This window comes from Dongia sp. (assembly GCF_041905885.1).
In the GTDB taxonomy this organism is placed as follows: domain Bacteria; phylum Pseudomonadota; class Alphaproteobacteria; order Dongiales; family Dongiaceae; genus Dongia.
In genome coordinates, this window is sequence record NZ_JAYRKD010000032.1 from 48708 (window position 1) to 71340 (window position 22633).

18 protein-coding genes are annotated in these 22633 nt (G+C 67.1%); 13 read left to right on the forward strand and 5 right to left on the reverse strand.

What is annotated here, in order from left to right; translation table 11 throughout:
* Positions 1–5 precede the first annotated feature (5 nt).
* Together ACH2CY_RS24055 and ACH2CY_RS24060 are read right to left on the reverse strand one after the other, a co-directional pair.
* Positions 6–1019, reverse strand: coding sequence for an NAD(P)/FAD-dependent oxidoreductase (locus ACH2CY_RS24055; protein WP_395022300.1), 1014 nt, complete (start codon positions 1017–1019; stop codon positions 6–8).
* Between the two features lie 45 nt (positions 1020–1064).
* Complete coding sequence (locus tag ACH2CY_RS24060) at positions 1065–1949, reverse strand: formylglycine-generating enzyme family protein (RefSeq protein ID WP_395022301.1); 885 nt, start codon at positions 1947–1949, stop codon at positions 1065–1067.
* A gap of 265 nt (positions 1950–2214) precedes the next feature.
* Between ACH2CY_RS24060 and tsaE the strand changes: the two genes are divergently transcribed.
* From tsaE to trxA, 6 genes are all read left to right on the forward strand, one after another.
* On the forward strand, positions 2215–2697 hold the full coding sequence (gene tsaE / locus ACH2CY_RS24065; RefSeq protein WP_395022302.1) for a tRNA (adenosine(37)-N6)-threonylcarbamoyltransferase complex ATPase subunit type 1 TsaE: 483 nt from the start codon (positions 2215–2217) through the stop codon (positions 2695–2697).
* A complete protein-coding gene (locus ACH2CY_RS24070; RefSeq protein ID WP_395022303.1) occupies positions 2694–3680 on the forward strand; it encodes an aminoglycoside phosphotransferase family protein in 987 nt (328 codons plus the stop codon). Before tsaE ends, ACH2CY_RS24070 begins: the two co-directional genes overlap by 4 nt.
* Positions 3677–4408, forward strand: a complete 732-nt coding sequence (locus ACH2CY_RS24075) for a nucleotidyltransferase family protein (RefSeq protein ID WP_395022304.1) — start codon at positions 3677–3679, stop codon at positions 4406–4408. The genes ACH2CY_RS24070 and ACH2CY_RS24075 overlap by 4 nt, the downstream gene beginning before the upstream one ends.
* Before the next feature lie 15 nt (positions 4409–4423).
* A complete protein-coding gene (gene addB / locus ACH2CY_RS24080; protein ID WP_395022305.1) occupies positions 4424–7519 on the forward strand; it encodes a double-strand break repair protein AddB in 3096 nt (1031 codons plus the stop codon).
* The gene (gene addA, locus ACH2CY_RS24085; protein ID WP_395022306.1) at positions 7512–11093 is read left to right on the forward strand and encodes a double-strand break repair helicase AddA; all 3582 of its coding nucleotides are present in this window, start codon (positions 7512–7514) and stop codon (positions 11091–11093) included. Before addB ends, addA begins: the two co-directional genes overlap by 8 nt.
* 77 nt (positions 11094–11170) lie before the next feature.
* Positions 11171–11491, forward strand: coding sequence for a thioredoxin TrxA (gene trxA / locus ACH2CY_RS24090; protein WP_028098708.1), 321 nt, complete (start codon positions 11171–11173; stop codon positions 11489–11491).
* 77 nt (positions 11492–11568) lie between these two features.
* Here trxA and ACH2CY_RS24095 read toward each other — a convergent pair whose 3' ends face one another.
* From ACH2CY_RS24095 to ACH2CY_RS24105, 3 genes are all read right to left on the reverse strand, one after another.
* Complete coding sequence (locus ACH2CY_RS24095) at positions 11569–13254, reverse strand: SUMF1/EgtB/PvdO family nonheme iron enzyme (RefSeq protein ID WP_395022307.1); 1686 nt, start codon at positions 13252–13254, stop codon at positions 11569–11571.
* Positions 13255–13356: 102 nt separating this feature from the next.
* A complete protein-coding gene (locus tag ACH2CY_RS24100) occupies positions 13357–14901 on the reverse strand; it encodes a trimethylamine methyltransferase family protein (protein WP_395022308.1) in 1545 nt (514 codons plus the stop codon).
* Positions 14902–14958: 57 nt separating this feature from the next.
* Entirely contained in the window at positions 14959–15780 is an 822-nt protein-coding gene (locus tag ACH2CY_RS24105) for a trypsin-like serine peptidase (RefSeq protein WP_395022309.1), read from the reverse strand.
* A 167-nt stretch (positions 15781–15947) separates the two neighbouring features.
* Between ACH2CY_RS24105 and pyrF the strand changes: the two genes are divergently transcribed.
* The 7 genes from pyrF to ACH2CY_RS24140 all read left to right on the forward strand — a co-directional run bounded on the left by pyrF (position 15948) and on the right by ACH2CY_RS24140 (position 22510).
* Positions 15948–16700: an orotidine-5'-phosphate decarboxylase gene (gene pyrF, locus ACH2CY_RS24110; RefSeq protein WP_395022323.1), complete on the forward strand. Its 753-nt coding sequence runs from the start codon at positions 15948–15950 to the stop codon at positions 16698–16700.
* A gap of 7 nt (positions 16701–16707) precedes the next feature.
* Complete coding sequence (locus ACH2CY_RS24115; protein WP_395022310.1) at positions 16708–17487, forward strand: hypothetical protein; 780 nt, start codon at positions 16708–16710, stop codon at positions 17485–17487.
* A complete protein-coding gene (locus tag ACH2CY_RS24120) occupies positions 17487–18134 on the forward strand; it encodes a phosphoribosylanthranilate isomerase (RefSeq protein ID WP_395022311.1) in 648 nt (215 codons plus the stop codon). Before ACH2CY_RS24115 ends, ACH2CY_RS24120 begins: the two co-directional genes overlap by 1 nt.
* Positions 18135–18210: 76 nt before the next feature.
* Positions 18211–19422, forward strand: a complete 1212-nt coding sequence (trpB, locus tag ACH2CY_RS24125; RefSeq protein WP_395022312.1) for a tryptophan synthase subunit beta — start codon at positions 18211–18213, stop codon at positions 19420–19422.
* Positions 19419–20264 (forward strand): tryptophan synthase subunit alpha, encoded by an 846-nt coding sequence (gene trpA / locus ACH2CY_RS24130; RefSeq protein ID WP_395022314.1) that lies wholly within the window; start codon positions 19419–19421, stop codon positions 20262–20264. Before trpB ends, trpA begins: the two co-directional genes overlap by 4 nt.
* Positions 20261–21118, forward strand: a complete 858-nt coding sequence (gene accD, locus ACH2CY_RS24135; protein WP_395022316.1) for an acetyl-CoA carboxylase, carboxyltransferase subunit beta — start codon at positions 20261–20263, stop codon at positions 21116–21118. The genes trpA and accD overlap by 4 nt, the downstream gene beginning before the upstream one ends.
* A gap of 18 nt (positions 21119–21136) precedes the next feature.
* Positions 21137–22510 carry a bifunctional folylpolyglutamate synthase/dihydrofolate synthase gene (locus tag ACH2CY_RS24140; protein WP_395022317.1) on the forward strand — a complete coding sequence of 458 codons (1374 nt, stop codon included), beginning with the start codon at positions 21137–21139 and terminating at the stop codon, positions 22508–22510.
* The last annotated feature ends 123 nt before the right edge of the window (positions 22511–22633 follow it).

Consider the following 22633-nt stretch of genomic DNA (forward strand, 5'->3'; position numbering starts at 1 on the left):
CTCGCTCAGCGCGGGACGCCGCTGGTCGTCGAATATTCGAAATGCAGCGCCTCGCCGGGATGGACCAGCGGATAGATCGCGTGTGCCGCCATCGCCGCCTCAGAGAAGCCGCAGAGGATCAGCTTCAGCTTGCCGGCGTAGTTGGCGATGTCGCCGACCGCGAAGATCCCCGGTGCGCTGGTCGCGCAGGTCTGCGGATCGACCACGATGTGGTTGCGCTCGACGTTCAGGCCCCAATGCGCGATCGGCCCGAGATCCATGGCGAGACCGAAGAAGGGCAGCAGGATATCGGCTTCCAGCCGCTTCACTTGGCCGTCGAGGGTCGCGACCTCGACCGCTTCCAGCTTGCCGTTCGCGCCGACCAGCCCGTGCAGCTGGTAGGGCACCACGAGATCGATGCGGCCTTCCTTGGCCAGCGCTTCCATCTTGGCGACGGATTCCGGAGCACCCCGGAATTTCGGCCGGCGGTGCACCACCATGATCCGCTCGGCGACATCCGCCAGGCCGATGGTCCAGTCCAGCGCCGAGTCACCGCCGCCGGCGATGACCACGCGCTTGCCGCGGAAATCCTCGCGTCGCTTCACCAGGTAGAAGACACTGCTGCCTTCGTATTTCTCGAGATCGGTGAGCGGGGGTCTATTTGGACCAAATGCGCCGCAGCCGGCGGCGATCACCACCGCGCGCGCTTCGATCGTGGCACCCTGGTTGGTCTCGACCGTCCAGCCCTCGCCGTTCCGGGTCAGCTTCTCGACCCGGTGGCCGAGGTGATAGGTGGGCTTGAAGGGCGCCGCCTGCTGCTCCAGCTTGGCGATGAGCTCGGCGGCATCGATCCGCGGATGGCCGGGGATGTCGTAGATCGGCTTCTCGGGATAGAGCGCCACGCATTGTCCGCCGGCGCCTTCCAGCGCGTCGATCAGATGGCACTGCATCTTCAGCATGCCGCATTCGAACACCGCGAACAGGCCGACCGGCCCCGCCCCGATGATCGCCACATCCGTCTTATGGGTTTGCCCTGCCATCTGAAATCTCTCCCATTCGAAACTGACGATCAAAGCGATTGATGGCTATGATCCGACATATATGGTCTTTGCGACACGGAATCCCGTGGTGTTGTCATGTTCGCCGGGCGGCGCCGGGAAGCGCAGGCTTGACCGCAAGTTGGGCACGCTGTTCGCCCAAGAGCCGCCGCGGATGACACGAATGCCGCAAGATTCTTCGATGTCGCTCGGGCCTTGGGTTGGAACATACCTTTCGGCGTAACAGTCTTCGACCCATTCCCAAGCGTTTCCAATCATGTCGTAAAGTCCAAACGCATTGGGTTGATGGCTTCCGGCCGGCGCTGAATAGAGGAAGCCGTCGTTGCAGGCGAGGTGCCTTGGCCAATCGGCGCGCCACCAGGTGGCGGCACCTGCGGTGGTGTCGCCGCCATTGGCGCTGCTGCAGCCGAGGTCGGGATCCGTTCCCCAGGGATACGCTGCCGTGCTTCCGGCGCGCGCTGCGTATTCGAACTCAGCTTCGGTTAGCAGCCGATAGGTCTTGCCGGTTTTGTGGGAGAGCCAGGCCACGTAGGCTTTTGCGTCGAACCAGCTGATGCAGCCGACAGGGTTGCGATCGGTCTGTTGATACCCGGTCAGGCCGGGGTGCTCCCAGTCATAGCCCTGCTGCGACGTCCAGCGAACGCCGCCATCCGGATTGACGTCGCAAAAGGAATCCGTGCGATATCCGGCCTCCCGCACAAAGCTACGGAATTCGCCCACCGTCAGCTCGAATCGCCCGATTGCAAACGCTGCGAGGGTGACCTTCTGCTGCGGACCCTCGTTTTCGCGCCGGCCGGGCTCCGTTGCCGGCGAGCCCATGGTGAAGGTTCCGGCGGGAACCAACACCATTTCCGGACAGTTCGGACAGTCCCGGAACGGTGCCCCGGACGATGACTCGAGGTTCTGCGCCAAGGTGGAATGGGGACTGGCCGAGCCGACGAGTGCAACCGCTATTATCGTTGAAAGGAGACCGAAAAGCCGCATCTTCGTGGCAGAGACCTGCTATTGCAAACCGACCGCGCCAGCGCGGCATACTGCACCGCGCAGCTGTAGCGGATCAAGGCGGCCACCCTCGTGGTTTTCCGCCGTTGGTTGTCCGTTTGTCCGTGTAGTTGCCATGTTCATTCGGTCCCAGGTACAAGCAGCGCCGATAAGGAGTGAGCCGGAGCCTGATGACTTGATCGAAAGCGACGTGATCCTGCCAAACCAGGCGGCGACCGAGAGACTGGCCGCCGCGCTCGCGGCCGAAGCGCGTCCCGGCGACGTGATTCTGCTTTCCGGCGACCTCGGCGCCGGGAAGACGCATTTCGCCCGGGCCTTCATCAATGCGTTAACACCCGCCCCGGAAGAGGTGCCGAGTCCCACCTTCACCCTGGTGCAGACCTATGACGCCGCGGCTGGCGGCGCGCCGGTGCAGATCTGGCATTTCGATCTCTACCGCCTGAAATCCCCGGACGAGACCCTGGAACTCGGCATCGAGGAAGCCTTCGGCGAAGGCATCTCGCTGGTCGAATGGCCGGATCGCCTCGGCGCGTTGAAGCCGCGCGAGCATCTGGAGCTGCGCCTCGCCATCACCGGCGATGCCGCGCGGCATGCGACCTTGCTGCCGACACCCGCCTGGCAGGATCGCGCCGCAGCGATCGCCAAGGCCTTCGCATGACGTTTCTCGGTGCGCAGGGCTGGGCTGCTGCCGAGGCGACGCCGCTGGCCGGCGACGGCTCGGTGCGCCGCTACACGCGCCTGGTCCAGGGCAGCCGCAGCTGCCTGCTGATGGAATGCCCGCCGGACCTTCCGATCGAGCCCTTCCTGAAGGTCGATGCGCTGCTGCGCAAGCTCGGCCTCAGCGCGCCGGAAGTCTTTGCCGCGGATCCGGCTGCCGGGCTCGCCTTGGTCGAGGATTTCGGCGACGCCACCTTCTCGCGGCTGCTCGGCAGCGGCGGGGACGAAACGGCGCTCTACCAACTCGCCGTCGATCTGCTGATCGAACTGCACCGCCGCGCGACGCCCGCCGATCTCGCCAGCCTGCCGGTCTTCGACGATGACCGCGCGCTCGACGGCCTCTTCCGAATGCTCGACTGGTACTGGCCGGCGATCCACGGCGCAGCAGCGAGCGAGACCCTGCGCCAGGAATTCGAATCCGCCTGGCGCGCCGTCCTGCCGAAGATGCGCGGCGTCCCGGATTCGATCGCGCTGTTCGACTATCACACCGACAACCTGCTCAAGCTCGACCGCCCGGGCGTCGCCGCCTGCGGGGTGATCGACTTTCAGGATGCGGTCCAGGCGCCGGTGGTGTTCGACCTCGCGACCCTCCTCGCCAACGACCGGCGCGCGATTCCCGACGCCTTGCGCGACGCGCTGATCGGCCGCTATCTCGCGGCCTTTCCGGCGCTCGACCGGGACGCCTTCATGACGGCTTTCGCGGTCAAGACCGCGCATTGGAACACGCGGATCGTCGGCACCTTCGCGCGGCTGTTGCGGCGCGACGGCAGGCTGCATTATCAGAAGTTCATGCCCCGCGTCTGGTTCCTGATCGAGCGCTATACGGCGCACCCGGCCCTCGAGCCGGTGGCGGCCTGGTATCGGCGCCACCTGCCCCCGGCGGACCGGCGCATTCTTGAAGTCGATGAACGGAGCCCTGCGTGAGCGCCTCCACTTTCCCGAAATCCGCCATGGTGATGGCGGCCGGCTACGGGACGCGGCTGCGCCCGCTGACCGACACGGTGCCGAAGGCGATGGTGAAGGTGCTCGGCCGGCCGATGCTCGACGTGGTGCTCGACCGTCTCGCCGCCGCCGGCGTCGAGCGCGCGGTCATCAACCTGCATCATCTCGGCGCGGTGATCCGCGAGCACCTGAAGAATCGCAAGGATATCGAGATCGTCTATTCCGAGGAGAAGGAGATCCTGGAGACCGGCGGCGGCACCAAGAAAGCGCTGCCGTTGCTGGGCGACGATCCCTTCTTTGTCGTCAATGCCAAGATCATCTGGCTGAACGGCCGCGAGGATGCGCTGCACCGCCTCGCCAAGGCCTGGGATCCCGAGCGCATGGATTCGCTGCTGCTGCTCCAGCCGACCGTGACCGCGATCGGTTATGACGGGCCGGGCGATTTCCTGATGGACCAGGAAGGCAAGCTGAAGCGTCGCCCGGAATGGGAAGTGGCGCCGTTCCTCTACAGCGGCGTCAACATCACCCATCCGCGCCTGTTCGAGGCCTCGCCCGACGGCGCCTATTCGGTCAACCTGCTCTGGAATCGCGCGATCGAGCAGGGCCGGCTGCACGGCATCCGCCATGACGGCGAGTGGTACCATGTCTCGACGCCGCAGCATCTCCGCGAGGTCGAGCGCGAACTCGGCTTCCACGGAATCAGATTCTAAGCAATCATCCCGCGGATGAGTCCGCGCCAGCCCGTCTATACCATTCCGACCGGTGTGCCCTTCGCCGATGCCCTGGCCGCGGGCCTGATCGCGCGCGCGGGTGGTGAGCCGCTTGCGCTCTCGAAGATGACGGTGCTGCTGCCGAACCGCCGCGCCGCCCGCGCCTTGGCTGAGGCTTTCCTGCGCCAGGCCGGCGGCAGCGATGGTGTCCCCGGCGGCGGCCTGCTGCTGCCGCGGCTGCAGCCGATCGGCGAGCCCGACGAAGAGAGCCAGTCGATCGCCGAAGCCGGCGTCCCCGGCATCGTTGCGGCGGAGATACCGCCGGCGATCGGCGACCTGCGGCGGCGCATGCTGCTGGCGCGCCTGATCCACCACGCCCCGCAGGCGCGGCTCGGCGCCGGCAGCGGCACCATCGCCTTCGACCAGGCGGTGCGGCTCGCCGCCGAGCTCGCGCGCCTGATCGACCAGGTCGAGACCGAGCGGCTCGATTTCAGCAAGGTGAAGGATCTCGCACCTGCGGATTCCGTCTACTGGCAGCTGACCGTGCAGTTCCTCGATCTGGTGCAGCTGAACTGGCCGCGGATCCTGAACGAGGAGGGCGTGCTGGACCCGCCGACCCGCCGCAACATCCTGCTGGAACGGCAATGCGTGCTCTGGCGTGAGCGGCCGCCGCAGGACCCGGTGATCGCCGCCGGCTCGACCGGCTCGGTTCCCGCCAGCGCCGACCTGATCGCGCTGGTCGCCGGATTGCCGCAGGGCATGGTCGTTCTGCCCGGCCTCGACCGCGATGCCGATGACGAGACCTGGAAGCAGATCGCCGAGGACCAGAGCCATCCGCAATTCGGCCTGCACCAATTGCTGAACCGCCTGGAGACCGAACCGAAGGCGGTCGCGCTCTGGCCGAGCGACGGCTTCACCGGCGCGCCGCCGTTGCGCGCGCGCCTCGTCGCCGATGCGCTGCTGCCGGCCGCGGTGACCGAAAGCTGGGACAAGCGCGCCCAGCAGACCCGCGCCGCCGGCGGCGAACCGGTGGTCGAGCGGGCCTGGCGCGACGTCGCGCGCATCGACTGCGCGACCGAGCAGGAGGAGGCCGGCGTCATCGCCCTGCTGCTGCGCGAGGCGGTCGAGCGCCCGGCGCCGGAACGGGCCGCCCTGGTGACGCCGGACCGCGGCCTGGCGCGGCGGGTGAAGGCGGAGCTCTTGCGCTGGGGCATCGCGATCGACGATTCCGCCGGCGAGGCCCTCCGCCTGACGCCGCCCGCCGCCTTCTTCCTGCTGCTCGCCGAAGCCGCCGCCGCGCAATGGGCGCCGGTGCCGCTGCTCAGCCTGCTGAAACACCCGCTCGCCTCGGGCGGCCTGCCGACGCCGGAGTTCCGGCAGAAGGTGCGTTCGCTCGAGCGGGCGATTCTGCGCGGGGCGCGGCCGAAGCCGGGTCTTGCCGGCCTGCGCGACACGATCGAAGCCGCGCGCAAGGCCAGCACCCGCGAAGCCGAGCGCGACGCCCTGCGCGCGGCGCAGTATTTCGTCGAAGCGCTGACCGCGCAGGCCGCCGCCTTCGATCGCCTCGACGGCCCGCGTCCCATCGCCGAACGCCTGGCGGCGCAGGTAGAAGTCGCCGAAGCGCTCGCCGCCACCGATGCGGAGACCGGGGTCGCGCGTCTCTGGGCCGGCGAGGATGGCGAAGCGCTGGCGGATTTCATCCAGGACCTGCTGCTGGCGTCCCGCGACATGCCGGTCTTCGACGGCGCCGGCTATGCCGCCTTGCTGCCGGAGCTGATGGAAGGCATCGCGGTGCGGCCGCGTTATGGCCAGCATCCGCGGCTGTTCATCTGGGGTCCGCTGGAAGCCCGCCTGCAGCAGGCGGAGTTCGTCGTGCTCGGCGGCTTGAACGAAGGCGTCTGGCCGCCGGAGCCCGCGGTCGATTCCTGGCTCAACCGCCCGATGCGCCGCGCGTTCGGCCTGCCCGCGCCGGAGCGCCGCATCGGCCTCTCGGCGCATGACTTCCAGCAGGCGATGGGCGCCCGGCAGGTGGTGCTGACCCGCGCCCTCCGCGCCGACGGCCAGCCGACCATTCCCGCGCGCTGGCTGCTGCGCCTCGAAGCCTATCTGAAGCTGCTCGGCATCGACCAGAACCTGATCGCGGCTTCCGGCCAGTCGGCGCCGGTCTGGCGCGGCTGGCGCCAGCGGCTCGATCGCGCCGATATGGTGCAGCCGATCCTGCGGCCGAAGCCGATGCCGGGCGCGAAGCGCCGCCCGACCGGCCTCTCGGTCACCCAGATCGAGCTCTGGATGCGCGATCCTTACGCGATCTATGCCCGCCACATCCTCAATCTCCGGCCGCTCGATCCGATCGACCAGGATCCGGATTTCTCCGACCTCGGCACCATCGTGCACCAGGCCCTGCACCGCTTCGTCTCGGAATTCCCCGGCGATCTTTCAGCCGAGGCCGAAGCGCGCCTGCTGGAGATCGGCCGCGCCGAGTTCAAGCCCTACGAGGCGAAGCCCGCGGTCATGGCCTTCTGGTGGCCGCGCTTCGAGAAGATTGCCCGCTGGTTCGTCGCCAACGAGAGCGCGCTGCGCCCCGGCCTGGACGAGAGCCGCACGGAATTGGCCGGCAGCCTGAAGCTCACCGAGGTCAAACCCGCCTTCGAGCTCACCGCCCGCGCCGACCGGATCGATCGCCAGGCCAACGGCGACCTGGTGGTGATCGACTACAAGACCGGCCAGCCGCCGAGTTCCAAGGAAGTCCTGCTCGGTCTCGCCCCACAGCTCGCCCTGGAGGCCGCGATCATTCAGGGCGGCGCCTTCAAGGACTTCGCCAAGGGCCCGGTCGGTCGCCTCGAATACTGGCGTCTCTCCGGCGGCGCCACTTCCGGCGAGATCAAGCCGGTGCAGGGGCCGAAGAAGACGGCGATCGACCCCGAAGACATCGCGGCGCAAGCCCGCGCCGGCCTGATCGGCCTGCTGCGCGCCTTCGGCCAGGACGGCGCCGCCTATCCGCCGGTGCCGCGCGCCGAATATGCGTCGCGCTTCAATGACTATGAACACCTCGAACGGATTCGCGAATGGTCGGTCAACCAGACCGACGAGGAAGCGGGCGATTATGGCTGAGGTAATCCCGTTCCGGCCGGCCGAGGATGCAACGGCGATTGCGACCCGCTCGCAGCGGCGGGCCGCCGATCCCGCGGTCTGTGCCTGGGTCAACGCCTCGGCCGGCTCGGGCAAGACCACGGTGTTGCGCGACCGCGTGCTGCGCCTGCTGCTGGCCGGCGCGAGGCCGACCGGCATTCTCTGCCTCACCTTCACGCGCGCGGCGGCGGCGGAGATGGCGAACCGCATCGCCACCCAGCTCCGCGAATGGGCGGTGCTCGATTCCGAGACGCTGGTCGCAAGCCTGACCCGGTTGACCGGCGCCCGGCCGGAAGACGCGATGATCCGGCAGGCGCGCAGTCTCTTCGCGCGCGTGCTCGACGCGCCCGGCGGCATGCGGATCGAGACCATCCACGCCTTCTGCCAGTCGCTGCTGCGGCGCTTCCCGCTGGAAGCGGGGGTGGCGCCGCATTTCCAGCTGATCGAGGAGCACAACGCAGCCGAGCTGCTGTTCGAGGCACGCGAGGGGATGCTGATTGCGGCGCGAGCGCGGCAATCGGCATCGCTGGCCGCCGCGCTCGACCATGTCGTCGGCCGGATGCATGAGAGCCGCCTCAACGAGCTGCTCGACGGCTTCATGCAGGAGCGCGACCGGCTGGAAACGCTCCGCGACGACCGCATGGGGTCGGTCGAAGGCTTGCGCCGGGCCATGGCGACCACGCTCGGCATCGCCGAAGACCTGACGCCGGAGGCTATCCTCACCGAAGCCTGCGCCGAAGGCGCCTGCGACACCGCCGCCCTGAAGCGTGCGATCGCGGAGCTGTCGAACGGCGGCAAGACCGACCAGGCGCGCGCCGAGCAACTGCGGCTCTGGCTTCATGCCGAGCGCGATGCGCGCATCCAGGGTTTCGACGATTACGCGGACATCTACTTCACCGACAAGGGCAAGCATCGCGATAGGCTTGCCACCAAGGCCGTCGAGCAGGCCTGGCCCGGCATCACCGAAGCCCTGCGCGCCGAGGCGGATCGAATCGCCGCGACCCTCGAGCGCCTGCGCCTCGCGCAATGCCTGGCTGACAGCCATGCGCTCGCGATCCTGGCGCTCGACATCCTGCGCCGCTACACGACGTTGAAGGCGCAGCGCGCGGTGCTCGATTACGACGATCTGATCCTGAAAGCCCGCAACCTGATGCAGCGGCAGGGCATCGCGCAATGGGTGCTCTACAAGCTCGACGGCGGCATCGACCATATCCTGGTCGACGAGGCGCAGGACACCAACCATCAGCAATGGGACCTCATCAAGGCGCTGACCGGCGAGTTCTTCGCGGGCGTTGGCGCCGCGGCGGAAAATCCCGACCGCGCCACCCGCACCATCTTCGCGGTCGGCGACCAGAAGCAATCGATCTTCAGCTTCCAGGGCGCGGAGCCGGAAGCCGCCCGCGAGGTGCGGGATCACTACGCGGCGCTGTTGCCCGACGAATCCGTGCGCGACGACCCGCGCCCGCCCTTCCTGGACGTGCCGCTCGACGTTTCCTTCCGCTCGACCGGCGCGGTGTTGAAGCTGGTCGATGCGGTGATCGCCGGTCCGGCCCGCGACGGCGTGCTTGATCCCGGACAAATCCTCGCTCACGGCTTGAAGCGCACCGGCCAAGCCGGCCTGGTCGAGGTCTGGCCGCGCTGCCAGCCGATCAAGCTGGACGACCCCGCCCCCTGGGCGGTGCCGGAGGTGACGACCGGGAAGGCGTCGCCGATCGAGCGTCTCGCCGAAGCCATCGCGGCGAAGATCGCGGCCATGGTGGGGCAGGAGGATCTCTCGTCGCGCGGTCGCAAGATTCGCGCCGGCGACATCATGGTCCTGGTGCGTTCGCGCGACGCCTTCGTCCTCAATCTCGTCCGGCAATTAAAGGCGAAGAAGATCGCGGTCTCCGGCATCGACCGGTTGCGGCTGCTGGAAGACATCGCGGTCATGGACCTCATGGCCTTCGCCGATTTCCTGCTGATGCCGGAGGACGACCTTAATCTCGCCGCCCTGCTGAAGAGCCCGCTGATCGGCCTCGGCGAGGACGAAGTGATGAATCTCTGCCTCGATCGCGGCCATCAATCAGTCTGGCAGCGCCTCAAGGCAATGGCGCCGCAGGAGTTGTTCTATCGTGATGCGGCGGAAACGCTCGGGCGCTACCTCGCCCGCGCCGACTTCGACTCGCCCTTCGCGCTCTTCGCCGACCTGCTCGGCGCAGGCGGCGGAAGGAAGCGCATCCACACCCGGCTTGGGCCCGAGGCCGACGAGGCGATCGACGAATTCCTGAACCTCACCCTGCGCTACGCCGCCAGCAACACGCCCTCGCTCCAGGGATTCCTGCAGTGGATCCGCTCGACCGCCTCGATCGTGAAGCGCGAGCTCGGCGAATCCGTCGACGAGGTTCGCATCATGACCGTGCACGGCGCCAAGGGCCTGCAGGCGCCGATCGTCTTCCTCGCCGACAAGCCGCCCTTCGAGAAGCCGTCCGCCGGCTTGTTCTGGGTCGCAGGCGCCGGAACGGAGCTGCCGCTCTGGTCGCCGCGGAAACTGGCCGACGTGCCGTTGACCGCGACGGCGCGCGATGAAGCGCAGCGGAGACGACGCGAGGAATCGAATCGGCTGCTCTACGTCGCACTGACCCGCGCCGAGGACCGGCTCTATGTCTGCGGTCGGCTGGGCTTGAAGGCGGCTTCGGAAAAGGGCTGGCACGAACGCGTCTCGGAAGCATTCGCGCAGTTGCCGCACGCGTTCTCGGTGGAGCTTGAGAACTGGACGCCGCCGCTGGGCATCAGCAAGGAAGAAGGCTGGATCGGCAGTGCGCACAAATACACCGAACCGCAGGACGCCGATGCCGAGCCGGTTTTGGCGAAAGCCAGCCTCCCGGTCGAAGACTCCGAGCTGCCGCCCTGGTCGCTCGCGCGAGTCGCCGCCGAGCCCGATCCGCCGCAGCCCTTGGCGCCGTCGCGGCCCTCCGAGCCCGAGCCCGCGACCTTGAGTCCGATCGGCACCGACCAGGGCTATCGCTTCAAGCGCGGCCTGCTGGTCCACCGCCTGCTGGAATTGCTGCCCAGCGTCGCCGCCGATTCCTGGCCTTCGGCCGCCGAGCGTTTCCTGTCGCGCCGCGCCCATGGCCTCGAGTCCGCTCAGGTCGCGGAGATCGGCGGCGAGGTCTTGCGCATTCTCCAGGACCCTGAATTGGCCGCCCTGTTCGGACCCGATTCGCGGGCCGAGGTGCCGGTGGTGGCGACGCTCTACGGCGCCGACGGCAAGACCCAGGCCCTGACCGGCCAGATCGACCGCCTGCTGGTCCGGGAACGGGACTGCGTCATCCTGGATTACAAGAGCAACCGGCCGCCGCCCGTTGAGGTGCGGCAGGTCGCTCCCGCCTACTTGCGGCAGCTCAGCGCCTACCGGGCCGCGATTGCGGTGATTTACCCAGGCAAATCAATCGCCTGTAAGATTCTCTGGAGTGCGGTTCCGGTCCTGATGGATATCCCTGCGACGCTCCTGGATATGCACGCGCCGCGGAGCGGCGTCACATCCGCTCGGCTTGACCCGGGCGAGGGGCGTCCATAGATTTGTTAACAAGTTTGGGCCCTCCCCCAGAATCCCCTGGCGACGGACCCAGTTCGGCGATCAACAAAGGAAACCCGATGAGCACGACCCATGTGAGCGACAGCTCTTTCGACACCGACGTCCTGAAGGCGTCCGGCCCGGTGCTGGTCGATTTCTGGGCGGAGTGGTGCGGCCCCTGCAAGATGATCGCCCCCGCGCTGGAGGAGATTGCGCAGAATCTCGACGGCAAGCTGAAGATCGCCAAGATCAACATCGACCACAACCCGGCGACGCCGAAGAAATACGGCATCCGCGGCATCCCGACCTTGATGGTGTTCAAGGACGGCCAGGTCGCCGCGACCAAGATCGGCGCGCTGCCGAAGCAGCAGCTGGCCGACTGGATCCACTCGGTGATCTGACCTGTCCACCGAAGCCTCGGCGTAGGTGGATCGCTGGAACGGTAGAGAAAGCCCCGCGCCGCAAGGCGCGGGGTTTTTCATTGGCTCAGCGCCAGCCGGAAGCCGAAGCGGATTGCAGCCTCGGTCGAGTTGGCGGCCTCTCGGCAAGCGATCCGCATGACGACCGTCGGATAGGACTCCCAGGAACTGCCCCGCATGGGATGATTCTCGTCGCACTCCTCGTTCGGCGAGCCATCCTTGGGCAGGTCGGCGATGGAATCGGTGAGGCAGCCGGCTGTGAGCTGGCGCGCGTTGCCCATCATATCGTAGAGGCCGAACTTGTTGGGTTTGAACTTTCCGACCGGCGATGTGTAGAGATAGCCGTCGTCGCAATCCACGACGCCCTTCCAGCCATATTCCTTCTTGACCGTTGCGTCCGAGGCGTTCGCGTAGGCGCACGCTTCGTCAGCGTCGTCGCCCCAATAGCGGCTGGTTGTGGTCCCGGCGCGGGCTGCGTATTCCCATTCGGCTTCGCTGGGCAGCCGGTAGGCCTTTCCGGTCGCCTGGGACAGCCATTCGATATAAGCCTGCATGTCGTCCCAGCTGATGCAGATGACCGGATCGCGATCGGTCTGCTTGAATCCAGGATTCTCCCAGTTCGCCTTGCTGGTCGTTTCCCATTTGTCGTGGCTGACCTCGGCAAAGCAGCGTCGCGCCGGCTTGTAGCCGGTCGCCTGGATGAACTCGGCGAACTGACCGCGCGTGACCGGATACTTGCCCATCGAGAAGGCGCGGATGGTCATCTTGGTCTGCGGTCCCTCGCGCTCATTGCGGTCGTCTTCATCATCCGGCGATCCCATCATGAATTCGCCCGCGGGAATTGCGACCATCTCCGGGCAATCCTTGCACATCGCGACCTTGCCGCCGGGCGCGTCGGGCGTCTTCGCGGTGGGGGCCGCAGCGGGCGCGGGGGCTGGTGCCGGCGCCGGCGCTGCTGCCGCGACCTGCGGCTCGGCTACCTTCGGTCCCGGATTGAACTGGAAGGCGCCGGTCAGCGAAGATGATTCCCAGGGAATCTGCTGCTTGTCGGTCGAGGCCAGCACTTCGACGCGGGCGTCGCGGAACGCCTCTTCGATCGCGATGCCGGGCCTCTGGATCGCCTTAGCGAGGGCGGCGGTGTAGGGGCTGTTCTTGCCTTTGCCGTCGGCTGCGGTCATGCCCGGCGCGGTCGAGTAGGCGATGAAGCTCCCCAGCGGTGCGTCCATCTTCGCGAGACCGGTTCCGCCCGAGCGCATGCCGCGCGAGAGCGGGTTGTTGCGGCAGGCGTCGAGGATGACGATGTTGAGCGAGTTCTGCGCGAACTCCATCTGGCCGAGGATCTTCGAGGCATTGATCGCCTCGAACTCCGCATCCTTGGCCTCGTCGATCTTGGCATTGACCGGGATCAGCCAGTTCTCGCCGTCGATCTGCAGCCCATGTCCGGCGTAGAAAAACAGACCGACGGCCTGCCCTCCGGCCGCGGAAAGCTTGTCGCTGAAATCGCGGATCGACTTGTTCATCTGCGTGAGGTCGGCGTCGTGCGTCTCGATCACGGTGAAGCCGAGCTTCTTCAAGGTCGCGGACATCAGCGCCGCGTCATTGGCAGGGTTGGGGAGCTTCGGCAGGTCGCCCTGGTATTTCGAGTTCCCGATCACCAGCGCGACCCGCGGCTCGGCGCCGGCGGGCGTCGCCATGAACAGAGCCGGCACCACCATCACCAGCACCGCAAGCAGAAGACGCCGCATTGAAACCTCCCAGGGGGATGTCCGAAATCCTAATGGATTCCGCTCCCGCGTAGAAGTGCGCCGCCTCACATATCAGGGTCGGGGTTGTCGGGAATTGTCGCGCTAGGCGCTCTGCCGCCCGATCTCTTCCTTGCGCTTGGCGACATAGGCGTCGAGCGCTTCGGCGATGCCGGGATCGAGCGCCGGCTGCTCGTAGCTTTTGAGCAGCTCTTTCCAGATCGCGTTGGCCCGTTCCGTGCCGGACTTGGCGCCGCTGTCCTGCCAGTTCTCGAAATTGCGCCAGTCGCTGAGCATCGGCTCGTAGAAGGCGCGCTCGAACCTGGCGAGGGTATGGCCGGTGCCGAAGAAATGCCCGCCGGGCCCGACCTCGCGAATCGCCTCCAGGCCGAGGCTGTCCTCGTCGATCTGCAGCGGGTTCAGGAACTCGCGCATCAACTGCAGCATCTCGGCATCCAGGATCAGTTTTTCAAAGGAGGCGGTGAGCCCGCCTTCCAGCCAGCCCGCCGCATGCTCGATCAGGTTGACCCCACCCATGATCGTGCCCCAGAGCGACATGCCGCCCTCGTAAGCGGCCTGCACATCGACGCAGTTGGAGGCTGTGACGTTGGAGGAGCGGAAGGGAATCTTGTAGCGCCGCGCGAGCTGTCCGGAGGCCAGCGCCGCCTTGGCATATTCCGGCGTGCCGAAGGCGGGCGAGCCGGTGCGCATATCGACGTTCGAGGTGAACCCGCCATAGAGCACCGGCACGCCCGGCGCATAGATCTGCGCCAAGGCGATCAGCGCCAGCGCCTCGGCATTCTGCTGCATGAGCGCACCGGCAATCGTGACCGGGCTCATCGCGCCCGCCAGCGTGAACGGCGTCATCGCCACCGGCTGCCCGGCCTTCGCCATCGCGGCCAGGCCTTCGCCCATCGGGATGTCGAGCCGGAGCGGCGAGTTGGAATTCACCACGGTCACGGTCACCGGGCTTGCGCGCAATTCCTCGCGTGTCTTGCCCATGGCGATCGCCGCCATCTCGATCGCGTCCTCGACGCGATAGCCGCCCAGCGCCCAGCATTGCCAGGTCTTGTCGGTCAGCGTGATCGCCGCGCGGTAGAAGTCGAGATGCCGGGTCTCCGCCGGAAGATCGGTCGGCTCGATCGGGCAGCCGCCTTCCTGGTGGATCACATTGAGCCGATGCACCAGGCGGATGTAGTCGCACATATCCTGGCAATTGCCGGCGCGCCGGCCGCGGTCGCAGTCGCTGGCGAAAGCCGGGCCGCCGGTCGCGGCGAAGATCATATGCGGCCCGCCGACCCGGACGTTGTAGGCCGGGTTGCGCGCTTCCAGGGTGAACTCGGATGGCGCCTTGGCGACCAAGCTCTCGATCAGCTCCGGCGCGAAGCGCACCCGCTGGTTGGTCTCGTCGACCTCGGCACCGGCGCCACGCAGCACGCGGCGGCTCTCTTCATGCAGCACCTCCATCCCGACCTCCTGGAGGAGGCGGAGCGAGGCGCGGTGGATGGATTCAAGCTCGTCGGCGGAGAGCAGCTGGATCGGCGGATAGCGGTTCTCGACCCGGGCGAAGGGCAGCTGGCGGATGCCCTTGACCGGCACCCGGCGCTCCTTCCGCCGCAATGACTCGCGGGCGCCCCGTTCTCCGCTCATCCCACGCTCCCCTGGTCCGGCGATCCATTCAAGCTGTATACAGCTTGACGGCAACTGTCAATCGGCGGGCAGCGCCGCAAGGACCGGAACTGGCACCGGGGCTCGGGAAATCGGTTGCCGGAGATAGGGCAGGAACTGGCTGGCATTGACGCCGAGCCCGAGCGGCCTGGTCTTGAATTTGCCGATGCCCGCGACAACGCCGACCAGAGCGGGCTGGCCCGCGCCATCGAGCAGGATGATGCCGCCACCGCTGTCCCCGATGCGCAGGGCGCAGTCGAGCTGCAGCCAGCTGTCATCGAGAAACCAGCCGAGCTTTACCTGCGACAGCAGGCGGCACCTTTCGTTCACCTTCAACATATCGTCTGGGCCGTTGCCATAGCCCGCCACCACCAGGCGATAACCCGATCGGACCATCTCGAGCATCCCTTCGATGGTCAGGCGCGCAACCGTGATCGGCTGCACGGCGGTGACCGGCGGGCTGATTCGCACCAGCAGCCAATCATTCGACACCTCCCAGTTCTTGAGAGGCCCGCCTCGGATTGCACCTTCGCCTTTGGCAATGAACTCGACGCCACGCGACGGCGGCAACACCCGGAGAGCCCCCAGGTTCGGACGGAAGATCAGGTCATGCGGTGACGCCGGCCGCTGTGTGGTCTCCAGGTACAGGCAGTGGGAGGCCGTCGCGATGACGTCCCTCGCCACCAGCACAGCCGAGCAGTGGATTTTGGAGTCACTGGTCGAAAGCTCGCCGATCGCAGCCTGCCAAGTCAGCTCCGGTCGTGGTTGGAGCGACGGTCCGCGCGCCGATTCCGTCGTGCCGCAACCTGCCAGCAGGGTCAGGCCGCATATACCGGCAATCCGAGCCGCCCACCGAAACAATCTCGTCGCTCCCTTCGCGATTCGACCAGGAAACTACCAGTTTGGCCATGACAAGGGCATTGCTTCGTGCAACGCCGCCCCCAGATTTCCGAGTGATGACGGGGGGCCGGAACTGGTTTAGAAGCAGCCCATCGATGGACAAGCGGGAGACAAAGGCCTTGAGCGCGATGAAACTGCTGCGCAAGAGCGGCGTCCTGGCGGCGATCGACACGGCGGACCTGGAAGCGGCGGCGGCGCAAGCCGGCCGACTCGGCCCCTCGGTCGCCGGCATCAAGCTCGGCCTCGAATTCTACATGGCGCATGGCGCGCCCGGCTATCGCCGCATCGCCGCCATCGTCGCCGCCCAGAAGGAAGGCGCCAGCGAACCCGCCCCGATCTTCCTCGATTTGAAATTCCACGACATCCCGAACACGGTCGCGGGCGCTGTGCGCTCGGTGGCGCCTTTGGAGCCGCTGATCCTCAACGTGCATGCCGCGGGCGGCAAGACCATGATGCGCGCCGCGCGCGACGCCGCGGCCGAAAGCGCCGACAAATTCAACCTGCGCCGGCCCAAGGTCATCGCGGTCACCGTGCTGACCAGCCTCGACGACGTCGATCTCAGGCGCGTCGGCCAGTCGGTGCCGGCCAGGGACCAGGTGCTGCGCCTGGCCGAGCTCGCCAAGGAAAGCGATCTCGACGGCGTGGTCTGCTCGCCGCAGGAGATCGGGCCGCTGCGCGAGCGTCTCGGCAACGACTTCCTGCTGGTGACGCCGGGCATCCGTCCGGAATGGGCGGCGGTCGGGGACCAGAAGCGCGTCATGACGCCGGCGGAAGCCGCGCGGGCCGGCGCCGACTATCTGGTGATCGGCCGCCCGATCACCGCCGACCAGGATCCCGCCGGCGCGGCCGGCAGGATCGTGGCGGAAATCGACGCCGCCTAAGGTTCTCATGATCGCCGAGCCCAAGCGCGAGATCCTGCTCGGCCCGCTGCTGCGTGCCGGCCTGCGGCGCAGCTGGGAGGCGCGCGATCACTTCCTGCGGCTGGCGATCGTGCCGCTGGCGGCGCTGCTCGGCATCCTGGTGCCGCTGCAGCAGGTGATGCTGGAAGCGATGGCCAAGGCGCAGCCCAACCAGATGCCGGAGGACGGCGGCGCGATGCCGCTGATCGCACTGCTCGCCATTGCCTATGCCGCGACCCTGGCGGTTTTCTCGGTCAACTGGCTGCGCCAGCTGACGCTCGGGATGGAGGCGGCGCCCGGGATCGGCCTCGCGTTGAGCGGCCGGCATTTCCGCTTCTTCCTGCTGTTCCTCGCAACCTCGATCGGCAGCGGCTTCGTCGCCGTCATCCTCATGCTGGTCCTCGCCGGCTTCGGCATGCCGGGCGTCATGGCCGCCCTGCTCGCCAGCCTGCTGATCTGGGCGGCGCTGGTGGTGCGCCTCTCGCCCGGCTGGATCGGCATCGCGCTCGATGCGCCGATGCCGCTGAAAACCGCCTGGAAGCGCACCGCCGGCCAGGGCTTCAAGCTGCTGATCGCGCTGATCGCCGTGGAAGTGCCGTTGATGGTGGTGGAGCATCTGGTCGAGACGGTGTTCGCCACGACCCTGCTGATCCAATACGCGCCGCTGACCTTCACCTTGATCACCGCCGCGCTCCAGCTCATCGGCATCGCCGTCCAGCTCGCGATCCTGGTCACCGCCTTCCCGTATTTCCTGCGCGAGACGGTCTAGTGCCGATTCCCGCCAAGATCTGCGGCCTGAAGACGCCGGAAACGGTCGCCGCCGCCGTCGCGTACGGCGCGGCCTTCATCGGCTTCAACTTCTTCGGCAAAAGTCCGCGCTACGTGGAGCCGGAGCAGGCCGGCATGCTCGGCCGCGCGATCCCGGCCGAGGTGGTGAAAACCGGGCTTTTCGTCGATGACGACGACGCGCGGATCGCCGCGATCCTTGCCGCGGCACCGCTCGACCTGCTGCAGCTTCACGGCAGCGAGACGCCGGCACGGGTTGCCGCGATCAAGGCGAAGTTCGGCTTGGCCGTGATGAAGGTGATCAAGGTCCGCGACCCCGCCGACATCGCCCGCGCCGCTGAATACGCGACCGTGGCCGACCGCCTGCTGTTCGACGCCCAGCCGCCCGCCGACATGAAGAACGCGCTGCCCGGTGGCAATGCGGTCAGCTTCGACTGGACCCTGCTCCAGGGCTTCCGCTCGCCTCTGCCCTGGATGCTCTCGGGCGGCCTCACCCCCGCCAACCTGGCCGAGGCGGTGCGGCAGAGCGGGGCCCCGGCGGTCGATGTCGCCTCCGGGGTCGAGGACCGGCCCGGCGAGAAGAATATCAACAAGATCAAAGACTTCTTGGCGGTCGCCCGGTCCCTGTGAGGTGGGTTGGCCTTTGACCTTTCCTTTGGTCTATGGTTGATTGCGCCCCTTTCGCTAGACCGGTCACCAGAAGCTCGTGAACAAACCCAATACATTCCGCGCCGGCCCCGATGAACACGGCCGCTTTGGCATTTTCGGCGGACGGTTCGTCGCCGAGACCCTGATGCCGCTGATCCTCGCCGTCGAGAAGGCCTATGACGAAGCCAAGGCCGATCCGAACTTCGCCGAGGAGATGGCGTATCAGCGCAAGCACTACATCGGCCGGCCGAGTCCGCTCTATTTCGCCCAGCGCCTGACCGAGGAGCTGGGCGGCGCCCGCATCTACCTGAAGCGCGAGGAGCTCAATCACACCGGCTCCCACAAGGTGAACAACTGCATCGGCCAGATCCTGCTGGCCAAGCGCATGGGCAAGACCCGGATCATCGCCGAGACCGGCGCCGGCCAGCATGGCGTGGCGACGGCGACGGTGGCGGCGCTCTTCAACCTGCCCTGCACCGTCTATATGGGCGAGGTCGACATCGCCCGGCAGCAGCCCAACGTCTTCCGCATGAAGCTGCTCGGCGCCGAGGTCGTGCCGGTGAAGTCCGGCACCCGCACCTTGAAGGACGCGATGAACGAGGCGTTGCGCGACTGGGTGGCGAACGTCGAGAACACCTTCTACATCATCGGCACCGTCGCCGGCCCGCATCCCTATCCCGCGATGGTGCGCGACTTCCAGAGCGTGATCGGCGAGGAGGCGAAGCAGCAGCACCAGGAGGCGGAAGGCCGCCTGCCGGATGCACTGGTCGCTTGCATCGGTGGCGGCTCCAACGCGATGGGCCTGTTCCACCCCTTCCTCGACGACACGTCCGTGGAAATTTATGGAGTGGAGGCTGCGGGAGACGGGGTCGAGACCGGCCGCCATGCCGCCTCGATCACCGGCGGCCGCCCCGGCGTGCTGCACGGCAACCGCACCTATCTGCTGCAGGATGCCGACGGCCAGATCGCCGATGCGCATTCAATCTCGGCCGGCCTCGATTATCCCGGCATCGGCCCGGAGCATTCCTGGCTGCACGACATCGGCCGCGCCAACTACGTCTCGGCGACCGACACCGAGGCGCTGGACGCCTTCCAGCTGCTCAGCCGGGTCGAAGGCATCATCCCGGCGCTCGAGCCGGCGCATGCGCTGGCCTATGTGAAGAAGCTCGCGCCCAAGCTCGGAAAGAACAAGACCGTGATCGTCAATTTGAGCGGCCGTGGCGACAAGGACATCTTCGCCGTCGCGGAAAGGCTCGGGACCAAGCTATGACCACCCGCATCGAACGCCGCTTCGCCGATCTGAAGGCGGAAGGCCGCGCCGGCCTCGTCGTCTTCGTGACCGCCGGCGATCCCGACTACGCGACCGCGCTCGACCTGGTGAAAGCACTGCCGAGTGCCGGCGCCGACGTGATCGAGCTCGGCATGCCCTTCACCGATCCGATGGCCGACGGCCCTGCCATCCAGGCCTCGTCCTTGCGCGCGCTGAAGAGCGGCATGACCCTGAAGAAGACGCTGGCCTTCGTGACCGAGTTCCGCGCGACCGAGCAGAAGACGCCGATCGTGCTGATGGGCTACTACAATCCGATCTACGCCTATGGCGTGGAGAAATTCCTGAAGGACGCGCTGGCCGCCGGCGTCGATGGCCTGATCATCGTCGATCTCCCGCCGGAGGAGGACGCCGAGCTCTGCCTGCCGGCCTTGAAGGCCGGCTTGAACTTCATCCGCCTGGCGACGCCGACCACCGACGACCAGCGCCTGCCGACGGTGCTCAGGAACACTTCGGGCTTCGTCTATTACGTCTCGATCCTCGGCATCACCGGCACCAAGTCGGCCAGCAACATCGACATCGCCAAGGCGGTGCAGCGCCTGAAGCGCCATACCGATCTGCCGGTCGCCGTCGGCTTCGGCATCAAGACCGCCGACCAGGCGCGCGCGGTGGCCGAGCAGGCCGACGCATCGGTCGTCGGCTCGGCGATCGTCCAGCGCATCGCGGATTCGCTCGACGCCGGCGGCAAGCCGCAACCCGGCCTGAAGGAGCATGTGCTGGAGCTGGTGCGCGATCTCAGCCGTGGCGTGCGTTCGGCCGCGAAGCAGCGGAGCGCCGTGGCATGAGCTGGCTCACCAATTTCGTCCGCCCCAAGATCCGCGCGCTGGTCAAGAAGCCGGACACCCCGGACAACCTCTGGGACAAGTGCCCCTCCTGCGGCCAGATGATCTTCCACCGCGAGCTGGAAGCGAACCAGCGGGTCTGCACCCATTGCGGCCATCACCTGCGGATCGGCGTGAAGCGCCGGCTCGAGCTGATGTTCGACGACGGCCAGTATGAGCGCGCCGAGCTGCCGAAGGTCGAGCCGGATCCGCTCAAGTTCCGCGACCGCAAGCGCTACACCGAGCGGGTGAAAGAGGCGCAGTCCAAGACCGGCGAGAGCGACGCCATCATCGTCGGCTCGGGCACCATCCTCGGCGTGCCGGTCGTGGTCGCCGCCTTCAATTTCGAGTTCATGGGCGGCTCCATGGGCATGGGCGTCGGCGAGGGTCTGGTGAAGGCCGCCGACCTCGCGGTCGAGAAACGCGCCGCCTTGATCGCGATCCCGGCCTCGGGCGGTGCGCGCATGCAGGAAGGCATCTTCTCGCTGATGCAGATGCCGCGCAGCGTCATCGCGGTCGATCGCGTGAAGGAGGCGGGCCTGCCCTTCGTCGTTCTGCTGACCGATCCGACCACCGGCGGCGTCTCCGCATCCTTCGCGATGCTGGGCGACATCCATGTGGCGGAGCCGGGTGCCCTGATCGGCTTCGCCGGCCAGCGCGTGATCGAGGAGACGATCCGCGAGAAGCTGCCGGAAGGCTTCCAGCGCGCCGAATACCTCCTGGAGCACGGTATCGTCGATTTGGTGGTGCCGAGGAAGGAGCTGCGCGAGCAGCTGGCCCGTCTGATCGGCCTCTTGACCAAGCGTGAAGCGGCTTAACTTTTAGCGATAACACCTGTGAACAAGATCGCGTCGGTGAACGCGTCGCCCCAATCTTCCAGTGGACGCCCCCAGGGCAGCTCCAGCGACATCGTGCTGGAGCGGCTGAACAAGCTGCACCCCAAGCTCATCGACCTCGAGCTCGGCCGCGTGCAGCGCCTGCTGGACCGGGTCGGCAATCCGGAGAAGCAGCTGCCGCCGGTGATCCATGTCGCCGGCACCAACGGCAAGGGCTCGGTGATCGCTTACTTGCGCGCCTTTCTCGAGGCCGCCGGCTATCGGGTGCATGTCTATACCTCGCCGCATCTGGTGCGTTTCAACGAGCGCATTCGCTTGAACGGCAAGCTGATCGAAGAGCCCGCGCTCATCGACCTGCTCGAGGAATGCGAGCAGGCCAACGGCGGCCAGCAGATCACCTTCTTCGAGATCACCACGGTCGCGGCCTTCCTCGCCTTCATGCGGACGCCCGCCGACGTGATCCTGCTGGAGACCGGCCTCGGCGGCACCTTCGACGCGACCAACGTGATCGACCAGCCGCTGGCTTCCGTGCTGATGCCGATCTCCATGGATCACATGCAGTTCCTCGGCGACACTTTGGAGCAGATCGCCGCCAACAAGGCCGGCATCATCAAGCAGGGCCGTCCGGCGATCGTCGGCCGGCAGCCGGACGAGGCGCTGGCCGTCTTCGAGGCGAAGGCCAGGGAGCTCGGCGCGCCGCTCTACCGCTACGGCAAGGAGTGGTTCGTGGACGGGCTCCTGAAGGACTCGCTGCGCTTCCTCGACACCCGCGGGCCGCGCCGCTATCCGCCGCCGGGCCTCCTGGGCTCGCATCAATTCGCCAACGCCGGAACCGCGATCGCCGCGACCCGTTGGCTGGAGGGTTTCAAAATCGACGACGGTGCCATCGCGCAGGGCCTTCGCAATGTTCAATGGCCGGCCCGAATGCAGCGGCTGACCAACGGTCCGCTCACGGAAATGCTGCCGCCGGACTGGGAGCTCTGGCTCGACGGCGGTCATAACGAGGATGCCGGCCAGGTGATCGCCAACATGATCCGCGACTGGCAGGACCAGGACCGCAAGCGCGGCGCCGATCTGCGCGCCCATGCGATCTTCGGCATGCTCTCGACCAAGGACCCGGTCGCCTTCCTCAAACCGCTGGCGCCCCTGCTCGAGGACCTGAACGCCGTCGCCATCCCCGGCGACCATGCCAGCCTTTCCGCGGAGGATTGCGTGAAGGCCGGTACGGAGGTCGGCCTGATCTCCAGCGCCTTTCCCTCGGTCGAGGCGGCCCTGCGCGCGGTCGTCGATTCCCACGACGACGGCCCGGCCTGCCGCGTGCTGATCTGCGGCTCGCTCTATCTCGCCGGCACCGTGCTGGCGGAGAACGGCTAGCAGGCTGTTGAAAAAGCCTATAGCGGTCGATCTTTGGAGATGATTCACTCGAAGTGAAGAAAGCTTCTGGGGGATCAGATGCGTGGATCGGACGATCAGGCAGGATCACTATTCTCGTACGTC

Excerpts from the sequence above, each read along its gene's own strand:
- ACH2CY_RS24055 (WP_395022300.1), bottom strand. The coding sequence starts at position 1,019 with ATGGCAGGGCAAACCCATAAGACGGATGTGGCGATCATCGGGGCGGGG.
- trxA (WP_028098708.1), top strand. The coding sequence starts at position 11,171 with ATGAGCACGACCCATGTGAGCGACAGCTCTTTCGACACCGACGTCCTG.
- pyrF (WP_395022323.1), top strand. The coding sequence starts at position 15,948 with ATGAAACTGCTGCGCAAGAGCGGCGTCCTGGCGGCGATCGACACGGCG.
- ACH2CY_RS24115 (WP_395022310.1), top strand. The coding sequence starts at position 16,708 with ATGATCGCCGAGCCCAAGCGCGAGATCCTGCTCGGCCCGCTGCTGCGT.
- ACH2CY_RS24070 (WP_395022303.1), top strand. The coding sequence starts at position 2,694 with ATGACGTTTCTCGGTGCGCAGGGCTGGGCTGCTGCCGAGGCGACGCCG.
- accD (WP_395022316.1), top strand. The coding sequence starts at position 20,261 with ATGAGCTGGCTCACCAATTTCGTCCGCCCCAAGATCCGCGCGCTGGTC.
- addA (WP_395022306.1), top strand. The coding sequence starts at position 7,512 with ATGGCTGAGGTAATCCCGTTCCGGCCGGCCGAGGATGCAACGGCGATT.
- trpA (WP_395022314.1), top strand. The coding sequence starts at position 19,419 with ATGACCACCCGCATCGAACGCCGCTTCGCCGATCTGAAGGCGGAAGGC.
- ACH2CY_RS24095 (WP_395022307.1), bottom strand. The coding sequence starts at position 13,254 with ATGCGGCGTCTTCTGCTTGCGGTGCTGGTGATGGTGGTGCCGGCTCTG.
- ACH2CY_RS24100 (WP_395022308.1), bottom strand. The coding sequence starts at position 14,901 with ATGAGCGGAGAACGGGGCGCCCGCGAGTCATTGCGGCGGAAGGAGCGC.
- addB (WP_395022305.1), top strand. The coding sequence starts at position 4,424 with ATGAGTCCGCGCCAGCCCGTCTATACCATTCCGACCGGTGTGCCCTTC.